Origin of the sequence: Pseudomonas frederiksbergensis (genome assembly GCF_017114915.1) — a bacterium.
In the GTDB taxonomy this organism is placed as follows: Bacteria; Pseudomonadota; Gammaproteobacteria; order Pseudomonadales; family Pseudomonadaceae; genus Aquipseudomonas; species Aquipseudomonas frederiksbergensis_I.
The window spans coordinates 1-18,907 of record NZ_JAAUOE010000003.1 but is presented as its reverse complement, the minus strand read 5'-3'; the positions used below and the strand labels follow the sequence as shown (position 1 = coordinate 18,907).

The window sequence follows — 18,907 nt, the reverse complement described above, 5'->3', positions numbered from 1 at the left end:
GCCGGCCGCCAACAACGAAAACCACAACGACCGTCCGGGTTATCGGCCAGTAGTCGCATTCCCTTGAAGCGCCGAGGTGACTTTGCTCAGCGGCGACCACCTTCGGGGCTTGAGTGGAGCCAGGAGTAAGACACAGCAATGACAGACTTCCCAGGTACGTCGCCGGGTGGTTCGGGCCTGAAAATAAACGCCGGAGAAAAGCTCTGGCGGAGCTTTTTTAACCGCTGACGTTGCAATTTGAGAGTGTCCCGGCACTGACATTATGCAGCCAGCCCTTGCCGCATAAGGGTTTCAGCTCATTTTAGCCGCACCAGTGCCGAGCGCCTGCGGCCCCTTCGCCAAAAACAAATCGACGTAATATTGACACCAAAACATCCACTTGTCGGAATATTGGCACGTCGTACTGTTACCTGCGGTTTACACCTTTACAAAGCCTGACCCCACAACTAAACCACCTATCAAACTGATATCAGGAAAGGCCGTTTCCCTGAATCAGGGTTACCCAAGACACGGCCACATCCAGCCATTACTTCAGGAGTCCCTGCCATATGGGTGCTCTCAGGTTATTGCGCGCCATGCGCAGCGCAGCCCCAGGCTTGGGCCCACGTTCGCCCAGTCGCTCCTGCGATTCGCTCCTCAAGTGCGGCGAACTTTTCCACCTCCGTGATACCAGCGTCCCTCTGCCGGCAACGCCTGCCTCGTCAGGCCGACGATGTCCGGCCGCCTCGCACCGCTCCTGAACAACCTGAGCGGCACAGCACGGGACTTCGTCCTGTTGGCAGGATCTGGAAATTCTAAAAAAAAGAGCATTCTCGGGAGAAAGACATGGCTACCACCACAACGACCAGCGGCGGCACCGTCACTTCGTTTTCCAACACACCGCAGGCGACGGGCGACATCTTCACGACCGGTGTTACTGACGCGGGCGCCGCGAGCATCACTGAAGAACTGCTGGGGGTCGTGTACCTGGACGTCATGTCCAATGACCTGGGCGGCAATGCTAAGACACTCTGGTCACTCGATAACGCGACCAGTCTTTCGACGGCCACCAAGGTTTATGCCCCGGCCGACCTGCTGGTCCAGGACACGTGCAGAATCGAGGCGACGAGTACTGACACCAGTTTCAATGGGGCAAAGATCTGGATTACATCGGATGGCAAGGTCGGCTACGACGCCGCTACGTTGTCGACTGCTTTCAAGGCGCAACTTCAGGCGCTTGCGGCTGGAGCGTCCCTGACAGACAGCTTTACCTATGCGATTCGCCTGGGCAACGGCACGCTCAGTTGGGCCACTGCGCAGGTGCAATTCGCCGGTATGAATGACAGTGTGACCATGAGCATTGGCATGCAGGCCGGCACGGTAACCGAAGATGCGGCCACGACGCCGAGCCCAACCGACTCGCTGAGCTCGACCGACTCGCTGAGTGCGACAGGCACGATTGCGTTCAGCGATGTCGATCTGAGTGACACACATACCGCCTCATTCGTGGCGGCAGGAGGCAATGCCACAGCGCTGGGCACCTTCGTCCTTGCCCCCGTGACCGAAGCGGCCAACGCGGCCGACGGCACCGTCAGCTGGACTTACACCATAGATAATGCGGCTGCCCAGTCCCTGGCCCAGGGGCAGACGGCTAGCGAAACCTATGTGGTCACCATCAGTGATGGGCATGGCTCGTTGACCACGCAGAACGTGTTTATCACCATCACCGGCACCAACGACCAGGTGCAGATCACCAGCGGCGTGCAGGCTGGCGATGCCAAGGAAGACAGCGGCGACTACGCGGCCAGCGGTAGCATCACCTTCACCGACGTCGACCTGATCGACACCCACAGCGTCACCGTCACGCCGGGCGCTTCCGGCTACCTGGGCAGCTTCACCACAGACCCACTGAACGACAGCACCGGCACGGACAGCGGTTCGCTGGGCTGGCATTTCGCAGTAGACAACGCCGCCCTGCAGTTCCTCGGCGAAGGAGAGACTCGCACCCAGACCTATAACGTGGCGATCGGCGACGGCGTGGTGCAGACCGTGACCATTACGATCACCGGCACCAACGACCGGCCGACGCTGACAATTGCCGATAGCGCCGGGGCGATGAACGAAGGCAACGGTGCGGCCACACTGAGCGACAGCGGCGTATTGAGCTTTGTCGATCCGGACAGCATCGACACGGTGACTGTGTCGCACACCTCCAACGGCGACATCGCCTGGAGCGGCGGTATGCTCAATGCGGGCGTGGCCTCGGCACTGGTGGCCGGCTTCTCGGTCGATCAGGACAGCTGGAATTACAGCAGCAACCAGAACCTCGACTTCCTCGGCGCGGGCGAAACCATCACCTTCTCGTACACGGTGGTCGCCACCGACGACAGCGGTGCGGCTGACGCCGCCTCGGCACCGCAGACGGTCACCATCACCATTACCGGCAGCAACGACGCGCCGGTGCTCAGCTTCGCAACCGGCAACGATATCGGTACCGTGAAGGAAGACACCGAGCTCAGCGTCAGTGGTCAGTTCAGCTCGGCCGACATTGACCACGATGCCACCGCCAGCTGGACCATCAATGGTTCGCCAACTGGAACCTATGGCTCGATCGCCGTCGACAGTACCGGCCAATGGACGTACACCCTGGCCAACGGCACCGATGGCGTTGCCAGTGCGGTGCAATCGCTGAAGGCCGGCGAGAGTCACAACGAAGTGTTCAGCGTACAGGTCAGCGATGGCCTCGGCGGCGTGGATACCCAGCAGGTGACCGTCACCGTCACCGGCAGCAACGACGCGCCGGTGCTCAGCTTCGCAACCGGCAACGATATCGGCACCGTGAAGGAAGACACCAAGCTCAGCGTCAGTGGTCAGTTCAGCTCGGCCGACATTGACCACGATGCCACCGCCAGCTGGACCATCAATGGTTCGCCAACTGGAACCTATGGCTCGATCGCCGTCGACAGTACCGGCCAATGGACGTACACCCTGGCCAACGGCACCGATGGCGTTGCCAGTGCGGTGCAATCGCTGAAGGCCGGCGAGAGTCACAACGAAGTGTTCAGCGTACAGGTCAGCGATGGCCTCGGCGGGGTGGATACCCAGCAGGTGACCGTCACCGTCACCGGCAGCAACGACGCGCCGGTGCTCAGCTTCGCAACCGGCAACGATGTCGGCACCGTGAAGGAAGACACCAAGCTCAGCGTCAGTGGTCAGTTCAGCTCGGCCGACATTGACCACGATGCCACCGCCAGCTGGACCATCAATGGTTCGCCAACTGGAACCTATGGCTCGATCGCCGTCGACAGCACCGGCCAGTGGACGTACACCCTGGCCAACGGCACCGATGGCGTTGCCAGTGCGGTGCAGTCGCTGAAGGCCGGCGAGAGCTACAACGAAGTGTTCAGCGTACAGGTCAGCGATGGCCTCGGCGGCGTGGATACCCAGCAGGTGACTGTGACCGTCACCGGCAGTAATGACGCCGCCGTGCTGTCCTCGGCCAGCGTCACGCTGAGCGAAACCAATGCTCCGCTAACCAGCGGCGGCAGCCTGACCGTTAGCGATATCGACAGCCCGGAAAGCTTCCAGGCGCAGTCCAACACTGCCGGCAGCTACGGCAAGTTCTCCATCGGCACCGACGGTGCCTGGGCCTACGTCGCCGACTCCGCGCACAACGAGTTCGCCGCTGGCACCACCTACACCGATACCTTCGCAGTGAGCAGTGCCGATGGCACCCTCACTTCAGTCACCGTGCATATTCTCGGCACCAACGATGCCGCCGTGCTATCTGCCGACATCGCCAACCTGACCGAAACCAATACCGCCGCCGACATCTCCACCGCCGGCACCCTGACCATCAGCGACGTCGACAGCACCGCGACCTTCGTCGCCCAAACCAACACCGCCGGCAGCTACGGCAAGTTCTCCATCGGTACCGACGGTGCCTGGACCTACATCGCCGACTCCGCGCACAACGAGTTCGCCGCTGGCATCACCTACACCGACACCTTCGCGGTGAGCAGTGCCGATGGCACCCTCACTTCGGTCACCGTGCATATTCTCGGCACCAACGATGCCGCCGTGCTATCTGCCGACATCGCCAACCTGACCGAAACCAATACCGCCGCCGACATCTCCACCGCCGGCACCCTGACCATCAGCGACGTCGACAGCACCGCGACCTTCGTCGCCCAAACCAACACCGCCGGCAGCTACGGCAAGTTCTCCATCGGTACCGACGGTGCCTGGACCTACATCGCCGACTCCGCGCACAACGAGTTCGCCGCTGGCATCACCTACACCGACACCTTCGCGGTGAGCAGTGCCGATGGCACCCTCACTTCGGTCACCGTCCAGATCGCCGGCAGCAACGACTCGCCGACTATCACCTCCAACGGTGGCGGTGCGACGGCTTCGATCAACGTGGCGGAGAACATCACAGCGGTCACGACAGTGGCTGCGACCGATGCTGATCTGCCGGCGCAAACGCTGAGCTACAGCATCGTCGGCGGAGCGGATGCCGCGAAGTTCTCGATCGTTTCAGGCACAGGCGTGCTGAGCTTTATCTCTGCCCCCAACTTTGAAGCGCCGACTGATTCGGGAACGAACAACGTTTATGACGTGATTGTGCGGGCCTCGGACGGCACGCTGTTTGACGACCAGGCGATCGCGGTAACCGTGACGGGAGTCAACGACAACAGCCCGATTATCACCTCCAATGGCGGTGGTGCGGCGGCCTCGGTCAGCGTGGCGGAGAACACCACAGTGGTCACAACAGTGGTAGCGACCGATGCTGATCTTCCGGCGCAAACGCTGAGCTACAGCATCGTCGGCGGCGCGGATGCCGCGAAGTTCTCGATCACTTCAGGCACAGGCGCGCTGAGTTTTGTCTCTGCACCCAACTTCGAGGCGCCGACCGATTCGGGAACGAACAACGTCTATAACGTGATTGTGCGGGCGTCGGACGGCACGCTGTTTGACGACCAGGCGATTGCGGTGACTGTCACTAACGTCAACGACAACCCGGTAGTCGGGCCGACTGACAGCAATGCTGCGGCCAACTCCGTGGCAGAAAATGCCGCAGTCGGCACTGCCGTGGGCATTACGGCCCTAGCCACTGATGCGGATGCGGGTGGCCAAACCATCACTTACTCGCTGGCTGATAATGCAGGCGGCCGGTTTGCCATCAACAGCAACACCGGTGTGGTCTCCACCGCCGGGGCGCTCAGCTACGAGACAGCAACCAACCACACTATAACCGTACAGGCCACCAGCGCCGATGGTTCGACGGCCACCCAGACCTTCAATATCGCCATCAGCAACGTCGACGAAGTCGCGCCAACCACAACACTGACGATTGGCAGTGGCCGGAATTCAGCATCTGGAGTCGCCACCGACACCGACGGCTCGGGCGTATGGAAAGTCGAAGTCTTCGTGGGTAGCACCTTGGTCAGCACCGTAACCACCTTCAATGCAGCAGGTGCCTGGACCTTCAATTTCAACGGCGGGAACAAGCCCAGCAACGGCGCAACCGTCACCGCGAAGGTCTACGACAACGCCGGCAATTTCTCGATCACTTCGACCGTCGCTCCTGCCGGCATTGCCGGCGAGCCGATCAACCTCGCCCTAACCGGGCCGGAGGATCATCTTGGCGGGGTGGCGGTGAACATCAGAGGCCTGCCTGCAGGTTGGACGATCAGCGGCGGCACCGACAATGGAGACGGCAGCTGGACGGTGTTGACCACTGATCCCGGCAGCCTGACCGTTACCACCTCGGCCGACTTCGTCGGAGCCCTGGTGCTGGATGTCCGCATGAGCTGGAGCAATGCCGACGGCAGCATGGGGAATGCCACGGTGTACGACAACATCGAAGCCTACGCCCCCGGCTCGCCAATCTTCGCATTGTCAGCAGACGACAACCTCACCGGTTCCAGCGGCGCCGACCTGTTCGTGTTCGCCCAGCCAATCGGCAACAACGTCATCCACAGCTTCAATGCCGCAGCGGACAAGATCGACTTGATCGGCTTCACGGGCGTCACCGGCTTCGCTGACTTGAGTATCACTAACGACGCCAATGGCAATGCATTGGTCAGCATCGGTTCAGGCCAGACCGTCACCCTGAAAGGTATCGATGCCGCGGACTTGAGCGAAGCGAACTTCCAGTTCGATGTCGACCCGCTCACCAACAACGCCGGTACCCTCACCATTGCCGACGGCGCGATCATGCCGTTCGGTGGCAGCATCCATAACAGCGGCACCATCGAACTCGGCTCCACCGGCAGCGAGACCAGCCTTGAGATTCTGTTCCGTGGCGCGACCTTGACCGGTGGCGGTCAGGTGCTGCTATCCGACAGCGCGCAAAACGTGATTTTCGGCGGCACTGCCGACACCGTGCTGACCAATGTCGACAACCGCATTTCCGGCGCCGGTCAGCTGGGCGCCGGGCAGATGGTACTGGTCAATGCGGGGCTGATCCTGGCCAGCGGGCTGAATAGCCTGGTACTCGACACCGGCACCCACACCATCGTCAACAGCGGCGTGCTGGAGTCCACGGGCGCTGGCGGCATGACGGTAGCCAGTGCGGTCGAAAACTCCGGCCACCTGTGGGCCAATGGTGGCGACCTGCGCCTGCTGGCTGATGTGACCGGCAATGGCAGCGCCACCATCGATGGCGACGCGACCCTGACCTTCGCCGGCGCCGCACACGGGTCCGTCGCGTTCCACGGCGAAGGTGCGGGCACGCTGGTGATCGCACAGGCTGAATCGGCGGGCTCGCTGGTCGGCATCCTCGGCCTTGAGAGCGATGACATGCTGACCTTCGGCGATCTCGCTTTCGGTGCCAACACCCAACTCAGCTACAGCGCCAACGCCTCTGGCGCCGGCGGCCTGCTGACCGTGGAAGACGGCATGCATCGGGCTGAGATGAACCTGCTGGGGCACTATTCGGTGGAAGCCTTCCAGATCACCGACGGTGGCGAGGCCGGCACCCAAGTCAGTTACCAGGGCGAATCCAGCGGCACACTGGTGGGCAGCATGCTCGCGGACACGCTCAGTGGCGGCGACGGCAACGACATCATCGTGGGTCGTGGCGGCGAGGACACTCTGAGCGGTGGCGCAGGCGCCGATGTGTTCGCCTACCTCAACGTGGATGAAGGCGGGGACACCATCCTCGACTACAACTTCGCCGAAGGCGACGCGCTCGACCTCTCTGCCCTGCTCAGCGCCAACTTCGTTAGCGGTATCAGCCAGGCGTCCGACTTCGTTCAACTGGCGCAGTCCGGCAGTGACATCACCGTGAAGGTAGACATCGATGGCGCAGCCAATGGTACGAACTTCGCTGATGTGGCGGTTCTTGCCAACACTGGCACGAGCGGTACCGATCTGGTGCGCACCTGGTTTGGGGAGGGAGACCATACGCTGACGGCTTGATGTTGGGCTGGAGTTGAATCCACCGCTGCAGACAGCCACAAAAAAACCCCACCAGATCACTCTGCGTGGGGTTTTCAAATATATGGTGTCCCAGGGCAGGTTCGAACTGCCAACCTTCCCCTTAGGAGGGTCAACTTATAGCGAGCCCCGGCTGGACAAGCCCAGCAATCACGCGGCCTCTAGTCCGGTTGCGTCCGTGAAAACGGCACCGTATAGTCCTTTTTGCTGCCACGCTGCTGTCACGGAGCTGTACTGCTTGAAAACGAAGATCACCCAAAAGCTTATCAACAGCCTGACTACCGAACAGAAAGCATACCGGGTGCATGACACTGTGCAGCCGGGTCTGTTCATCCGCGTGCTGCCGAGCGGGCATAAGTCCTACATGATCACCTGGGGCCGCAACAAGAATGCCACCCTCGGCCGCGTCGGGGTGATGACGCTTGACCAGGCGCGCACCGAGACTGCCCGGTACCTGGCCGACGCACACGAACACGGCGAGCCGCTGGCGATCACCCAAGGCCGCAAGGGTGCCACCCTACCCTCCTTGCGCGAGTTCATCGACAACACCTATATGCCGTGGTTCGAAACCCATCACAAAGGCCACGAGAAAACCCTGCACACGCTCGACAACAATTTCGAGCCGATAATGCCTCAACGGATCGACTCAATCACAGGCCGCGATCTTGAGCAGATCCGCACCGGATGGATGCAGGCCGGCAACAAGCCTTCGACAGTAAATAGAAAGATGGGCTCGATCAGCGGCGTATTCAGCCGGGCCGTTGAATGGGAGTACATCGCCGCACATCCGCTAGCAAAGCTGAAGCAGCTCAAGGTCGACTCAGTGGGAAAGGTCCGATACTTGGATGCAGATGAGACCAAGCGCCTGCACGAAGCCCTAGACGCACGCCAAGACGAGGCCCGGACCGAGCGCGAGACGGCAAACAAGTGGCGGGCAGATCGCGGCAAAGAGCAGATGCAAAGTTTGCTGCTGCCCTTCACTGACCACTTGAAGCCCCTGGTGCTGGTGTCACTGAATACCGGTATGAGGCGGGGCGAATTGTTCGACCTGCAATGGACAGCGGTGAACTTCCAAACGAAAACGATCACCGCCGCCGGTGCCACCACCAAAACGAGCGACACGCGGCATATTCCAATGAACAAGGAAACGCTTGCCGTGCTGACGGATTGGAAGAAACAGGCAGGGAATTCTCGGTACGTTTTCCCGAGTCAGGCGGGTGGACGCTTGGAGGATGTTAAAAGCGCCTGGCTCAAGTTGCTTGAGCGAGCCAAGATCGAGGGTTTTCGCTGGCACGATATGCGCCACGACTTCGCTTCACGTCTGGTAATGGCCGGCGTGCCACTCAACACGGTACGTGAACTGCTAGGACACGCCGATATCAAAATGACACTTCGATATGCGCACCTGGCCCCAGGTACAAAAGCGGCGGCAGTTGAACTGATTTAGAATTGCGGCTCAAAGGGAACAACGGTCCTGCTATCTTTATGCGCTTCTACGTGCCCAAGCAGATCACTCCACCAGCGACCTAACTCTAAGCGGTCCAGACGCCCCCCTCCCTCAAGCTCCCAAGAAGTTTCCATTATTCCGTCTGTCCACAAGAAAACTTTAGACGCTTTGATGGTTTCCCAAATTCGCTGCTCTTCGTAAGTGAGCAAGGTAGGGACGTGATAGCACATATTGATGAAGCGCTCACTTTCATCAGTCGACCAAACCTCACCGATAACGTCTGAAAGCGAAAAATTAAAAGTTTCGCCATTGTGAAAAAAGGGGGTGAGTAGATCGGAGGCGATCTCTTCAATCGCTGCTTCGACGACACCAGTAATGGACTGTCGACGCACCCTAGAGATCATTTCGATCATCATCTTCACCTTAGGATCAAGGCGGAGTGTCAGAGTCTCAGTCTTCCGTGCACCTTGGTTTGACTTGTTCTTCGCCATCTATCTAGTACCTGTCAATTTATGCCTAATAAATCGTACCTTTTGCATCCAGCGAAGTCCACACGCTCACACAAAGTACATGATTGCAGTTGACGTGCAGCAAACACATCAATAGGATTTGCTCCAGATCCTGGACATACCGACTAGGACTTAGGAGGCAGATATGGAACAAGCGCAGCAACAGATTGCACCGCTGTCAGTGAGCGTCGAAGAATCTGCCCGCATTTTGGGTATTTCGCGTTCAGCTACTTACGAGTTGATCGCTCAAGGCGAAATCAAGACTTTCAAGATCGGCCGTCGGCGCCTGGCATTGGCATCCGAACTGAAGGCGTTCATTGAGCGAGCAGCGAATGCCGGCGCAAGGTGAAGCTCAGAATGAACAAGGGGCAGGAATTGAGTAGGACTGCGCGGAAGGTTGCTAAGGCGGTGCTCGAACACCGCCTTAGCAAAAACACACTGGATAGCACCAACGTGAAGGGCAAACTATGACACGCCATTCTTCAACTCAGCAAGACCGCAAAATGATGGAGGCCCTGCGCATCGGCCCGGTATCGACCATCGAGGCAGCAAAGAACCTGGATATCGTCCAGCCACCAAACACCATCCGCCGCCTCAGGAAAAAGGGGCATGAAATCCGCACTTACTGGACGCATCAGTCAACTGAACCAGGCCGGCCACCCCACCGCGTAGCCAAATACATCCTCATGCGCGAAGCGTCGTAATCCAGAGATCGCAGAGGTCGCCGCAGTTTTGTGGAGGCCTCTGCGCCTGCCTGTGAGCCGCCGAATGGCCAGGAAGAAAAAATACAAGGTCGACTTTGGCGGCGGTCGAGTACTGGCCCTGCCCTATCGACTGCTGATCAGTGACGCCTTCGACAATCTGTCGACTAAAGCGGTAACCGTGCTGATCAAGCTGGCCAGGAACTACAACGGCCGCAACAACGGCGACCTGTCTTGCACAGCATCAATGATCGCCAAGGGCAAACCCATGGATGCCAAGACATTAGCGTCCGCCCTTGCTGAGCTGATGGAAGTAGGCTTGATCGTTCGTACCAGGGAGAGCCGTAAGGGAGGTAGGGAGCAGGGAATGGCTCGCTGTGCGTTGTATGCGATTACCTGGGCGGCAATAGACGATTGCCCAGGAAAAGACCTCGACGTTTCCCCTGGGCCGCCGCGCTTCAAGTTCATTTAATTTCGAGTTTTTCGGTGGGAATTTTTCCGCCTAGTACTGGGAATTTTTCCCAGTCAACACGCCTTCATTGTCCGGTTGTGTCCGGTTGTTTTCTGAAATGGTGCAGTACTGGGATTTTTTCCCAGTACCTTTCAATGAAACCGGGGCCTCCAGAGGGGTATGAAAACGGAAAAAATCCCACCCTTTATAAATTACCACCACCAGGGTTTATAAGATGGGACCAAAGACGTACCAGCAGGCGCGATGCGCCCATGGTTATTCAGGGAAATGTAAACGCGTTGGAGGCTTCACCTTTCTTGTTGTCGACTTCCTCCCTTGGACGCTGATCGGTATGTGTCGTCCATGCGCGGAGGAAGTGAGGAAGGATCTGATCTACCAGGTTGAAAAGGGCCAAGGCCGATAGTCGCCGATCCGCCACCCTAGAAGTCGAGCAGTGTTTCAAACCGAAAAAAAGGCACCACCCTGTTGTGGGGTAGTGCCTTGGTTACTTCCAAACTTTTTACATTGCATGACGTGAGCCTCTAAGCGTCGTCGTGTGATCGTCATCCCGGTGTTCGCGTACCGGATTGGCACCTCTTCTGTGATGGACCATTTCTGGACCATCGATCAATCGGCAAAATGTTCAGCCGACTAAATACCCTGAATCCGGGAGTATTTACTGCTTACCCTTCTCAGTGATCCAGCCTGCCGCCCAGCTCAAGGAATCTTTCGTGCCCATCGGCTTGAGTGGCTTGCCATCCCGCGCTGCCTGCTTGCCCTCATCCTCCGTCTCCGAGTGAATCCACAGCGCCGTGAGCTTGTAGCCGGCCGCTCGCTCGCGCTCTTTGTAGTCCCGTTGCCTGGCTGCTGCTGAGCGCGGAGGCTTAACTTCATCCGTCATCTGAACTCCTCGTTGCTAGTCACGCAATGAGGTATGCAAAATAACTTCAGGTGTTGTTGCTGGGAACGACACCCTTCTCGGTTTTAGATCCGGCAGTGGTCGAGGGAAACCGCTTGATTGCGAATGCTAACGTCGCGGGCCCAGGCTAGTATCTGCCCTGGGGATCGGCCCTTACTTGGAAAAGGAATTCGAAATGACGAAGTTGTTCGAAAAGCGGTTCTCTGAACTCGAGGAGCAATTGGAGGCAATCGAGGCGTCCAAGAGAAGTGCGCCCAGCCCAATGACAGGGGCAGCCTCGATATACGTCGACCAAAATGCGCTGCTCAACTGGAAAGTCAAAGCAAAAACGCTTCTTATCAATACGTGCGGGGAATCGTCGCAGCAACTGGTCAGTTTCATCGCCGCTGAGAAAGCACCCGGCCTCGCAACCAACTACGAAATTCTGAAACAACTCAGGGCGGTATTTCTTGCCATAAAGGAGGATTTCGAGGGTGGTTACCTCAACACTGTCCGCAACCTGGTTCAGGCAGAAGTTTTCGGGAGCGAACTCGAACAAGCCAGCGAGCTGCTTTCCGCAGGATATGCATCGGCAGCCGCGGTGATTGCCGGGGTGGTACTGGAAACCACTATTCGCAACCTCTGCACCGATCGAGGTATCGACCATGGGAAGCTCGACAAGATGAACGCCGACCTGGCGAAAGCGGGCGCTTACAACTCAATTCAGCAAAAACGCATCACAGCGATGGCAGGCATCCGCAATGCCGCAGCCCATGGCGATGTAGAAAAATTCAACCTTGGAGACGTAAAAGGCATGATCGATGACGTTGAGCGCTTCCTCGCTACAACTCTTCAGTAACCAATATTGCACAGAGATGTGCTCAAGTTTGAGCACATCGGGTGCCTGGACAAGATGCGAGCAGAATTCCGCGCATCTGGCTGATGCCCTCAAGTCTGAGTGCAACTCTCTCCCCCAGGTAAACTCCCTGCAATACTCTCGCTCCCACAGTGAAATATCGCGATATGTGACAACTTGGTCTCAGTGAGACTGATTTGGTCTCACAGAACTGCAAAGACCTTATGTACTTAAGCTGGGCGCGTCGTTGCACCCGCAAGTCGACCCGCCGCCCAATAACGTTAGTCCACCGTTATCTAACGTTGGTCAGCGCCAGGTAACAGGTCGAGATGAGCACGTACTGCTACCCTTCGAATTCACATGGAGGGATGCAATGAACAACACGATGATCGCCGGCCTGCTCAACGCACTGAATCAAAACCAACTCGCCCTGGGCGCCGCTGTAGAAGAGCTCTCCAATTGGGTCGGGCAGCGCGGATCGGCAGACGTTGCCGATAACGTGCGCTGCGCACTGGTCACTCTGGATGAGAACCTGGAGTACATCAGGGAAGACATTGCAGTGCTGTCAGTAAAGGACCAACCGCGGACCAGACAGCAGGCTGGAGCAGGCTCATCAACAGCTACTTCCTTGCCGCGCGCCTTCTCAATTGTGTTGCTATATTCGAATCACCAAGAGCGCAGCCAGGGAGACATAGATGGGCTTATTTGAAGACGCATGGAAAAATATTGCAGATCTGAGTACTACCCAGGGCAAGGACTGCTACATCTATGTCGGGAACGTCAGCCGCAGCGGATACGATCGAATAACTGACGAATTCATCAAAAAGAAAACTAAAAGTGCCTACCTCTTCTTAGCCACTTATGGGGGCGATCCGTCGGCGGGTTACCGAATAGCTCGAGGTTTTCGACATCATTACGAGCACTTGACGATCGTCATTCCCACCTATTGCAAGAGCGCGGGAACGCTGATGGCAATTGGTGCTGACGAACTGGTAATCGCAGACAAAGGAGAGCTGGGCCCGTTGGATATGCAGCTGAAGAAACCAGACGAATTATTTGATATGTCCTCTGGACTTGATATTACCCAGGCAATGGCTTTTCTACGCAGCCAATCGACAGACATTCTTAAAAGCGTTCTCATAGACTTGAATGTACAGCTCTCGGTCACGACGAAAACAGCAGCAGAAATTGCTACAAAGCTCACGACTGGGCTAATTGCACCAATCTACGCCCAAATCGATCCATATAAAATAGGTGAGTCTCAACGCGCAGTATCAATAGCGTTTTCCTATGGAAAACGTCTCAATGATAAAGTAAAAAATCTTAAAACTGACGACTCGCTTCGCTCCCTTATGCTTGACTACCCATCACATGGTTTCGTAATTGATCGTAAGGAAGCTTCGACTCTTTTCAACAAGGTACGCGCTCCGTCGGATGCGGAACTGAAAGCCGTCGAATCGCTCTACGGTTTATGCCATGATCCCGATACAAATCTCACATTTGTGGCGTTGATCCCACCATCCGCTGAGGGTACTAGTAATGACACCGTCCAAAGCAGCCCAGGAGCAGGCGTTGAGCAGGCTGTTGACGCCTCAGAAGGAGTCGCAGGGCCTGCCAGCGAGCAATCTGATTCAGATGATGAAGGAAATATCGCAAGAACAGGTGAAGGCAGTCCGCAAGTATCCAATTCCCAAAGCTACTGATTTTACTCGCCCTTGATCACAGAGAATGCCCGGCCAAGCGCCGGGCTTTTTTCACCCCCGCAATATCGCCCCCCCTCAAATACTCTGTCGAAACCATAGCTGCACGAATCCCGAGAAGCCCTTTCGGTGTGCCGCCATTTATACTATCCGTTCGCGACACATTTTCATTATTCGCGAAACGTGTCGCGACACCTGCCCTACCGAAATGGGAGATCAGGTCGTTGTCCAGGAATCTGACGTCAAACCAGCCACTTCTTGCCACCTTCTCTCTCCTTTTGCGACCTACTCGTAAAACCTTCCACCCTCCGACGCGCTCCAGTAATTATCTGAGGTCAGACTGAGGCTGATCAACTGAGCTGAAAACACAGCCCTGTATCACTTAGCCTATCCCCGACTTACTGCAACAAAAACTCCCTCCTCGATCCACTACAATCCAACTATTTCAGTCCCGTTTAATCCGGTTACGTGTATCACCTAGAGTGCACCCTAAAAGCACTGGATATACACTCAGATCAGGCCTAATGTGAGCCTTGAACGGCTTTTACAGCTCATAGAGGACAAATCATGTCGACCCCTACCAAGCTCCGCGGCCACCAGGCCAAACCAACCCGCGCCGAAGTCAAAGCCGCCTGGGGACGCCTGCGCAACGCAGCGGATCAAGGCAGCGTCCAGGCAAATGCTCTGCTGATCGCGCTCGTTGAAAATCATCCCCTGATCGTCCCTTTGGTCACTCAATAAAGCAAAAGGCGCACAAGCGCCCCATGAGAACGCAGGCGCTTTTTTGTGCCTGTCGTTTCGAGTTATGGCGGCTGTTTGTGAGTGGCGTTCGCGCCTGCCGGGTTTCTTTTACCCCGGTTGACCAACCTGTCCACCTCCATTCGTTTGGTCGCGAAGGTGGCGGCTTCCCAGTAAAAGGAGCTGTACCTCATGCAACATGACGCCAGCTCTATCATTAACAGTGTTGTCAGGTAACCCCAGGAGCTAACTATGAGCAGGAAAACGTTAATCAGTGCAGTTCTACTGGAGACGGATCGTGTCTGGGGGGAGGATGGCTTTGGGGGCGAGCCTGATGAGTATGCTTGGCTTGCTGTGACATTTGGCATTACGTATGACCAAGATGTGCAATGGCAGCTTATTCTGGATCACGCTTGCGATTGTCTGGAGGATGATGACTTTGAGGACGAAAAGTTGATGTTATTTCTAGAGGACGACGGTGCGGTGATGCGTTTTCTTAATACATTCCTTGAAATGTACCAACGCTCATCAGCGGTATTTCCTCGTCCAGCATCTTGAGGGCCTGCTCCAGCCCCACGGGTGTCCCCAAAACCGGGGAGCCCGCCAAGTCAGATTTCAAATCCAGCGTGGATAGAGGTTGGGAGGGGATGCGCTGGGGGCGGTGTGATGACGCCACACCAGCCTACGCAAATCAGATCTACGTCCAGTCGTTCAGATTTGGGTGCCCCTTCCATGGTCCGTTGGTGACATCTCCCATCGCTGGAAGCGCTACGCACGGGACTCTGCGAGAGAGGCGGCCCGTGGGGGCAACTGACGACTGAACATTAGTTGAAAAAGGAGTGTTCGTCGATGAGCGCCGTTTTGGATGCAATAACCACTATCACGCTGGAGGGCGCTGATGGGTTATGGCCAGGAACTATATGCGTGACGGGGTTTTCAGCCAAAACACCTGCTTTCGGGTGTAAACCATAGCGGGGGTTTCGTGCCTCGAAACCTCTTGGTTCGCGCAAGTAACTTGACGTTGGAAAACGACCCAGAAGCCTCACTGGGTAATCTGGGAAACATTAGGTTTTATTACCAAAGCACTGAGCACTCCGCTTGAGCATTAGCTTTGGTCAATCACAAAAGCCGAATCGCGTGGGCCTAAGAACAGCAGTTTCGATATCCCCCAGCTCAAGACGTTCACGCCTCTCACGGGCGCTAAACTCAACCGCGGCTGTCGAAAGCTGACCTAGCAAAGTGACCAGCTTTGCACCACCACAGATCCGGTCATCAAACTGGGAATGTCGCGCTCGAATGCGTGCAAGTGACTCACTGGCTTGCCTAGCAATTTCGAGTGCCTTGCGCAGCTCAGCCCTATCTTGACCGAAGCCGACAACCAATACGCCAATGCGGCTCGCCATAAGGTGTGTTAGCGACTCAAGCGACTCAGTCATGCACTTCTGCACAGCGCCAGCGATTGCAGCGCTAGGAACATCCTTAGGCGTCGGTCGGGGTGTTGGCACATCAGTCAGCCCAAACAGAAAATCTGTACTCACACCGTACAGCCTGGCATACCGCAGAATCTGGAGGGTACCAGGCAAGCGGCGGCCTTTTTCATGTTGGCAGACCTGCCCAAGATTCTGCTGGCCTAATGCTTTCCTAGCGTCATCAAGAATCATCCCTGCCGCTGCCCTGGCACGCTTAAGCCTCCTACCCAACTGAACTGCCAATGCATTCTCGGCTTGGGGATCAATCCGAATTGACATTAAGCTGAGTGCCCGGAGGCTATGCGGTGCGGCAACGCTTCGATACGGGCTAACTTTTGGGCTGTCTCGCGAATGGCTTGACGGCGACCTTCAGCGTTTTGCCGCAACTCCTGCGCTCGCAAAGCCAGCGCCCGAACATCTGGCTCAGGTCCGATCGCAACCAATACCTGCGATTCTGTCAAACCGGTTTTAATTAAAACGGCGAATTTGCGCTGGTACTCAGAACTAGCCACCTTGCACTGAAGTTCAAGGCGCGCCGCCTCGGCATCGAGCTCCCGGGAGTAAACCCTCTCAGCCATCGCAACCTCATCGTTAAGCAGACGATGAGCAGTCTCGCTTTCGACTTTCCGTGCCAGTTGAGCAACCTTGCGCCTAACTTCCAGATCGTCCAGAACTCGTTTTTGGAATGCACAAATATCTACCCCTGCATCGGCAAAAGCGAATCGGAGCTGGTCGATAGATTCATCATACCCACCCGCTTCAACTACTGTGGCGCGCGCCTTCAATACAGCGACCGACAACGCTAGGATTTCTGCCTGTGCTTGCTGAGCATCGCTCATGATTGACCCTCCGATCATTTGATTGAGACTAGAGTTTGACCTCTTGGCTCGAAGATCGAATGGCCGGTATTCCGGCTTGCTCAAGCTCAATGGTTACAGCCATACCCAAGCGGGCGAACTCAACCAGACGCGGGTGCTCATCGGCGCTATGTGCATTGGTAGCAAAGCCGTTGCGGTGGGCGTTGTGGTCCGGAGAAAAAAGACGGGCGCCATCACCGCTACCACTTCGAACTGCGCGACAAAGCGTAACGCCAGAAACGCAAAACCCCGGGCAAGGCCGGGGTTTGTGGGGGTTGCTAGAGGTACCTTCTGACGCCGATACCAGCCCCACTCAGCTGGCGTTAGGAATTCAGACCTGCTCTTCGCAACGCTTCAACTTACGCCTGATCAGAACACTTGTCGAATGACTGCTGATTTATCGATTACCGCCCTTGCAGCAAAGCTGCCAGAAGGCGTGTGTTATCGCCTGCGCCTATGCGTTAGCACCTGCTCTAAAGGTATTGTCTCTGAGCTACCGGCCTGAATATCAAGCAGGCGCCGCTCTGCGATACTCAAATCTTCAATATCGTCGAGATGTAGCGCAATGGCTTGGGTGACGTAAAAGGCCGTGGACCTGCCAGTAGCTTGAGCGAGCCTTTGAAGGCGTTCTTCAAGCTCGGGTGGCAAATGGAGAGTAAGCATGGGTGGGCCCCTGAGCTAATCATTACGCCAGCATAGCAAATGGGCTGATCCCTCACGGTCAGTTTACGACTATGTCGGCACTTCGCTGTTTTCTGCCTGCCTAGGTTACGTAACGCGACTTCAGCAAGCGCTTACAGCGCAAGGGCTTTGAGTGATGGAACACACCTGGCTCTCTAGCAATTATCTCACTGCCCTCTAGACGCAATGGAGCCTCTGAACGGCATGACCTCCAGTCTCTATATGTGGAGAAATTCCTTGTCCATATGCGGGGAGATGTCTTGTGCCGTCCGTGTACGAAGTGTGTAGAACCACTAAATAGATAAATTTCTTAAAAAACTCTCTATATCTAGATAAAAATCTTGTCTTTTGCCTGTTTTTTAGGGGAAACCTTTTCTGTTTGTTCGCTCGGGATGGCGTTGACCAGGAGGTATATGTGGAGAAATACCTTGGCCATATGTGGAGAGATGTCTTGTGCCGTCCACAGACCAAGTATGGATAGACGGAAGTGAAAGCCCGCTGTTCAATTCGAAACCATGTAGTGAAGTACTTTTTTGGCGATCCGGTTCTTGTTGGGTCACGTGCAAATCGAAGAGGTTGCGGCGCGCATCCGCGTCCTTTCGTTGACCAGCAAAATTCTCGCTCTTGTCCAAAGGCTAGAAGTCCAATTTCAACCCCATCCCTCGTACTTAGGCACGCCTCCAGCGTTGTCATCCGCAGGTAAGCAGTAGTAGAGCCATTCATCATGTGTTTGATCTTGAGGTCTTTTGCGTGAAGCAATGGCAAGAGCTGACTGCCGTATAACCCCTATCACGCTGGAGGACGCTGATGGGGCGTAAACCGTAGCGGGAGTTTCGAGCCTCGAAACCTCTTGGTTCACGCAAGCAACTTGACATTGGAGAACGACCCAATGCTTCGTTGGGTAATCTGGGAAACATTAGGTTTTATGTCCAAAGCACCGTGTGAAGCGGGTCGCTGGTGGTGGTCACTGCGCTCGGCGGGCCGCCCGACATCAGCTGCTTGTTGCGTAATTGCATCGCACATGACCACTAAATTGCATTACTACTGACCAGTCATTTGCATTCGTGGTGACCACCGTTTGCATCCGGTTGACCAATGCACGCACAAGAGACGAGCGACAGAGAGCGGCCATTCTGAGCCATTCGCGACAGGCAGCAATCGGCCGATTCTGTTGA

The 18,907-nt window shown here is 56.5% G+C and carries 14 protein-coding genes and 1 pseudogene; 10 read left to right on the top strand and 5 right to left on the bottom strand.

The genetic code is table 11. The features are described from left to right. The first annotated feature begins 825 nt into the window (after positions 1–825). Together HCU66_RS03020 and HCU66_RS03015 are read left to right on the top strand one after the other, a co-directional pair. Positions 826–7,407 (top strand): VCBS domain-containing protein, encoded by a 6,582-nt coding sequence (locus HCU66_RS03020; protein WP_205887095.1) that lies wholly within the window; start codon positions 826–828, stop codon positions 7,405–7,407. 256 nt (positions 7,408–7,663) lie between these two features. Beyond that, a complete protein-coding gene (locus tag HCU66_RS03015) occupies positions 7,664–8,872 on the top strand; it encodes a site-specific integrase (protein ID WP_205887094.1) in 1,209 nt (402 codons plus the stop codon). On the opposite strand, the gene HCU66_RS03010 is transcribed toward HCU66_RS03015, so the two are convergent. Continuing rightward, complete coding sequence (locus HCU66_RS03010; protein ID WP_205887093.1) at positions 8,869–9,285, bottom strand: hypothetical protein; 417 nt, start codon at positions 9,283–9,285, stop codon at positions 8,869–8,871. The two genes, HCU66_RS03015 and HCU66_RS03010, sit on opposite strands and share 4 nt — an antisense overlap. Positions 9,286–9,526: 241 nt before the next feature. Here HCU66_RS03010 and HCU66_RS03005 point away from each other — a divergent pair, with 241 nt between their 5' ends. From HCU66_RS03005 to HCU66_RS02995, 3 genes are all read left to right on the top strand, one after another. After that, on the top strand, positions 9,527–9,730 hold the full coding sequence (locus HCU66_RS03005; protein WP_205887092.1) for a helix-turn-helix domain-containing protein: 204 nt from the start codon (positions 9,527–9,529) through the stop codon (positions 9,728–9,730). A 154-nt stretch (positions 9,731–9,884) separates the two neighbouring features. Beyond that, positions 9,885–10,085: a helix-turn-helix domain-containing protein gene (locus HCU66_RS03000; RefSeq protein WP_205887091.1), complete on the top strand. Its 201-nt coding sequence runs from the start codon at positions 9,885–9,887 to the stop codon at positions 10,083–10,085. Between the two features lie 64 nt (positions 10,086–10,149). After that, positions 10,150–10,554 carry a helix-turn-helix domain-containing protein gene (locus HCU66_RS02995; protein WP_205887090.1) on the top strand — a complete coding sequence of 135 codons (405 nt, stop codon included), beginning with the start codon at positions 10,150–10,152 and terminating at the stop codon, positions 10,552–10,554. A 655-nt stretch (positions 10,555–11,209) separates the two neighbouring features. Here HCU66_RS02995 and HCU66_RS02990 read toward each other — a convergent pair. Continuing rightward, on the bottom strand, positions 11,210–11,434 hold the full coding sequence (locus HCU66_RS02990; protein WP_205887089.1) for a hypothetical protein: 225 nt from the start codon (positions 11,432–11,434) through the stop codon (positions 11,210–11,212). A gap of 193 nt (positions 11,435–11,627) precedes the next feature. Here HCU66_RS02990 and HCU66_RS02985 point away from each other — a divergent pair, with 193 nt between their 5' ends. From HCU66_RS02985 to HCU66_RS02965, 5 genes and pseudogenes are all read left to right on the top strand, one after another. Beyond that, positions 11,628–12,290 (top strand): DUF4145 domain-containing protein, encoded by a 663-nt coding sequence (locus HCU66_RS02985; protein WP_205887088.1) that lies wholly within the window; start codon positions 11,628–11,630, stop codon positions 12,288–12,290. A 370-nt stretch (positions 12,291–12,660) separates the two neighbouring features. Further along, positions 12,661–12,852 (top strand): annotated as a pseudogene (locus tag HCU66_RS27465) (hypothetical protein); the annotation flags it as partial. Positions 12,853–12,982: 130 nt separating this feature from the next. Then, complete coding sequence (locus HCU66_RS02975) at positions 12,983–13,990, top strand: SDH family Clp fold serine proteinase (RefSeq protein ID WP_205887087.1); 1,008 nt, start codon at positions 12,983–12,985, stop codon at positions 13,988–13,990. Positions 13,991–14,554: 564 nt separating this feature from the next. Further along, complete coding sequence (locus tag HCU66_RS02970; protein ID WP_205887086.1) at positions 14,555–14,728, top strand: hypothetical protein; 174 nt, start codon at positions 14,555–14,557, stop codon at positions 14,726–14,728. 249 nt (positions 14,729–14,977) lie between these two features. Then, positions 14,978–15,283 (top strand): hypothetical protein, encoded by a 306-nt coding sequence (locus tag HCU66_RS02965; RefSeq protein WP_205887085.1) that lies wholly within the window; start codon positions 14,978–14,980, stop codon positions 15,281–15,283. 557 nt (positions 15,284–15,840) lie between these two features. On the opposite strand, the gene HCU66_RS02960 is transcribed toward HCU66_RS02965, so the two are convergent. The 3 genes from HCU66_RS02960 to relB all read right to left on the bottom strand — a co-directional run bounded on the left by HCU66_RS02960 (position 15,841) and on the right by relB (position 17,714). Then, the gene (locus HCU66_RS02960; protein ID WP_205887084.1) at positions 15,841–16,386 is read right to left on the bottom strand and encodes a hypothetical protein; all 546 of its coding nucleotides are present in this window, start codon (positions 16,384–16,386) and stop codon (positions 15,841–15,843) included. Between the two features lie 86 nt (positions 16,387–16,472). Next, positions 16,473–17,033, bottom strand: a complete 561-nt coding sequence (locus tag HCU66_RS02955) for a hypothetical protein (protein ID WP_205887083.1) — start codon at positions 17,031–17,033, stop codon at positions 16,473–16,475. Between the two features lie 459 nt (positions 17,034–17,492). Continuing rightward, complete coding sequence (gene relB, locus HCU66_RS02950) at positions 17,493–17,714, bottom strand: type II toxin-antitoxin system RelB family antitoxin (RefSeq protein WP_205887082.1); 222 nt, start codon at positions 17,712–17,714, stop codon at positions 17,493–17,495. Between the last annotated feature and the right edge of the window lie 1,193 nt (positions 17,715–18,907).

Bases quoted from the DNA above. Each gene is read 5' to 3' on its own strand.
- HCU66_RS02955 (WP_205887083.1), bottom strand. From the start codon at position 17,033: ATGAGCGATGCTCAGCAAGCACAGGCAGAAATCCTAGCGTTGTCGGTC.
- HCU66_RS02960 (WP_205887084.1), bottom strand. From the start codon at position 16,386: ATGATTCTTGATGACGCTAGGAAAGCATTAGGCCAGCAGAATCTTGGG.
- HCU66_RS02995 (WP_205887090.1), top strand. From the start codon at position 10,150: ATGGCCAGGAAGAAAAAATACAAGGTCGACTTTGGCGGCGGTCGAGTA.
- HCU66_RS02970 (WP_205887086.1), top strand. From the start codon at position 14,555: ATGTCGACCCCTACCAAGCTCCGCGGCCACCAGGCCAAACCAACCCGC.
- relB (WP_205887082.1), bottom strand. From the start codon at position 17,714: ATGCTTACTCTCCATTTGCCACCCGAGCTTGAAGAACGCCTTCAAAGG.
- HCU66_RS03020 (WP_205887095.1), top strand. From the start codon at position 826: ATGGCTACCACCACAACGACCAGCGGCGGCACCGTCACTTCGTTTTCC.
- HCU66_RS03005 (WP_205887092.1), top strand. From the start codon at position 9,527: ATGGAACAAGCGCAGCAACAGATTGCACCGCTGTCAGTGAGCGTCGAA.
- HCU66_RS02975 (WP_205887087.1), top strand. From the start codon at position 12,983: ATGGGCTTATTTGAAGACGCATGGAAAAATATTGCAGATCTGAGTACT.
- HCU66_RS02985 (WP_205887088.1), top strand. From the start codon at position 11,628: ATGACGAAGTTGTTCGAAAAGCGGTTCTCTGAACTCGAGGAGCAATTG.
- HCU66_RS02965 (WP_205887085.1), top strand. From the start codon at position 14,978: ATGAGCAGGAAAACGTTAATCAGTGCAGTTCTACTGGAGACGGATCGT.
- HCU66_RS02990 (WP_205887089.1), bottom strand. From the start codon at position 11,434: ATGACGGATGAAGTTAAGCCTCCGCGCTCAGCAGCAGCCAGGCAACGG.
- HCU66_RS03000 (WP_205887091.1), top strand. From the start codon at position 9,885: ATGATGGAGGCCCTGCGCATCGGCCCGGTATCGACCATCGAGGCAGCA.
- HCU66_RS03010 (WP_205887093.1), bottom strand. From the start codon at position 9,285: ATGATCGAAATGATCTCTAGGGTGCGTCGACAGTCCATTACTGGTGTC.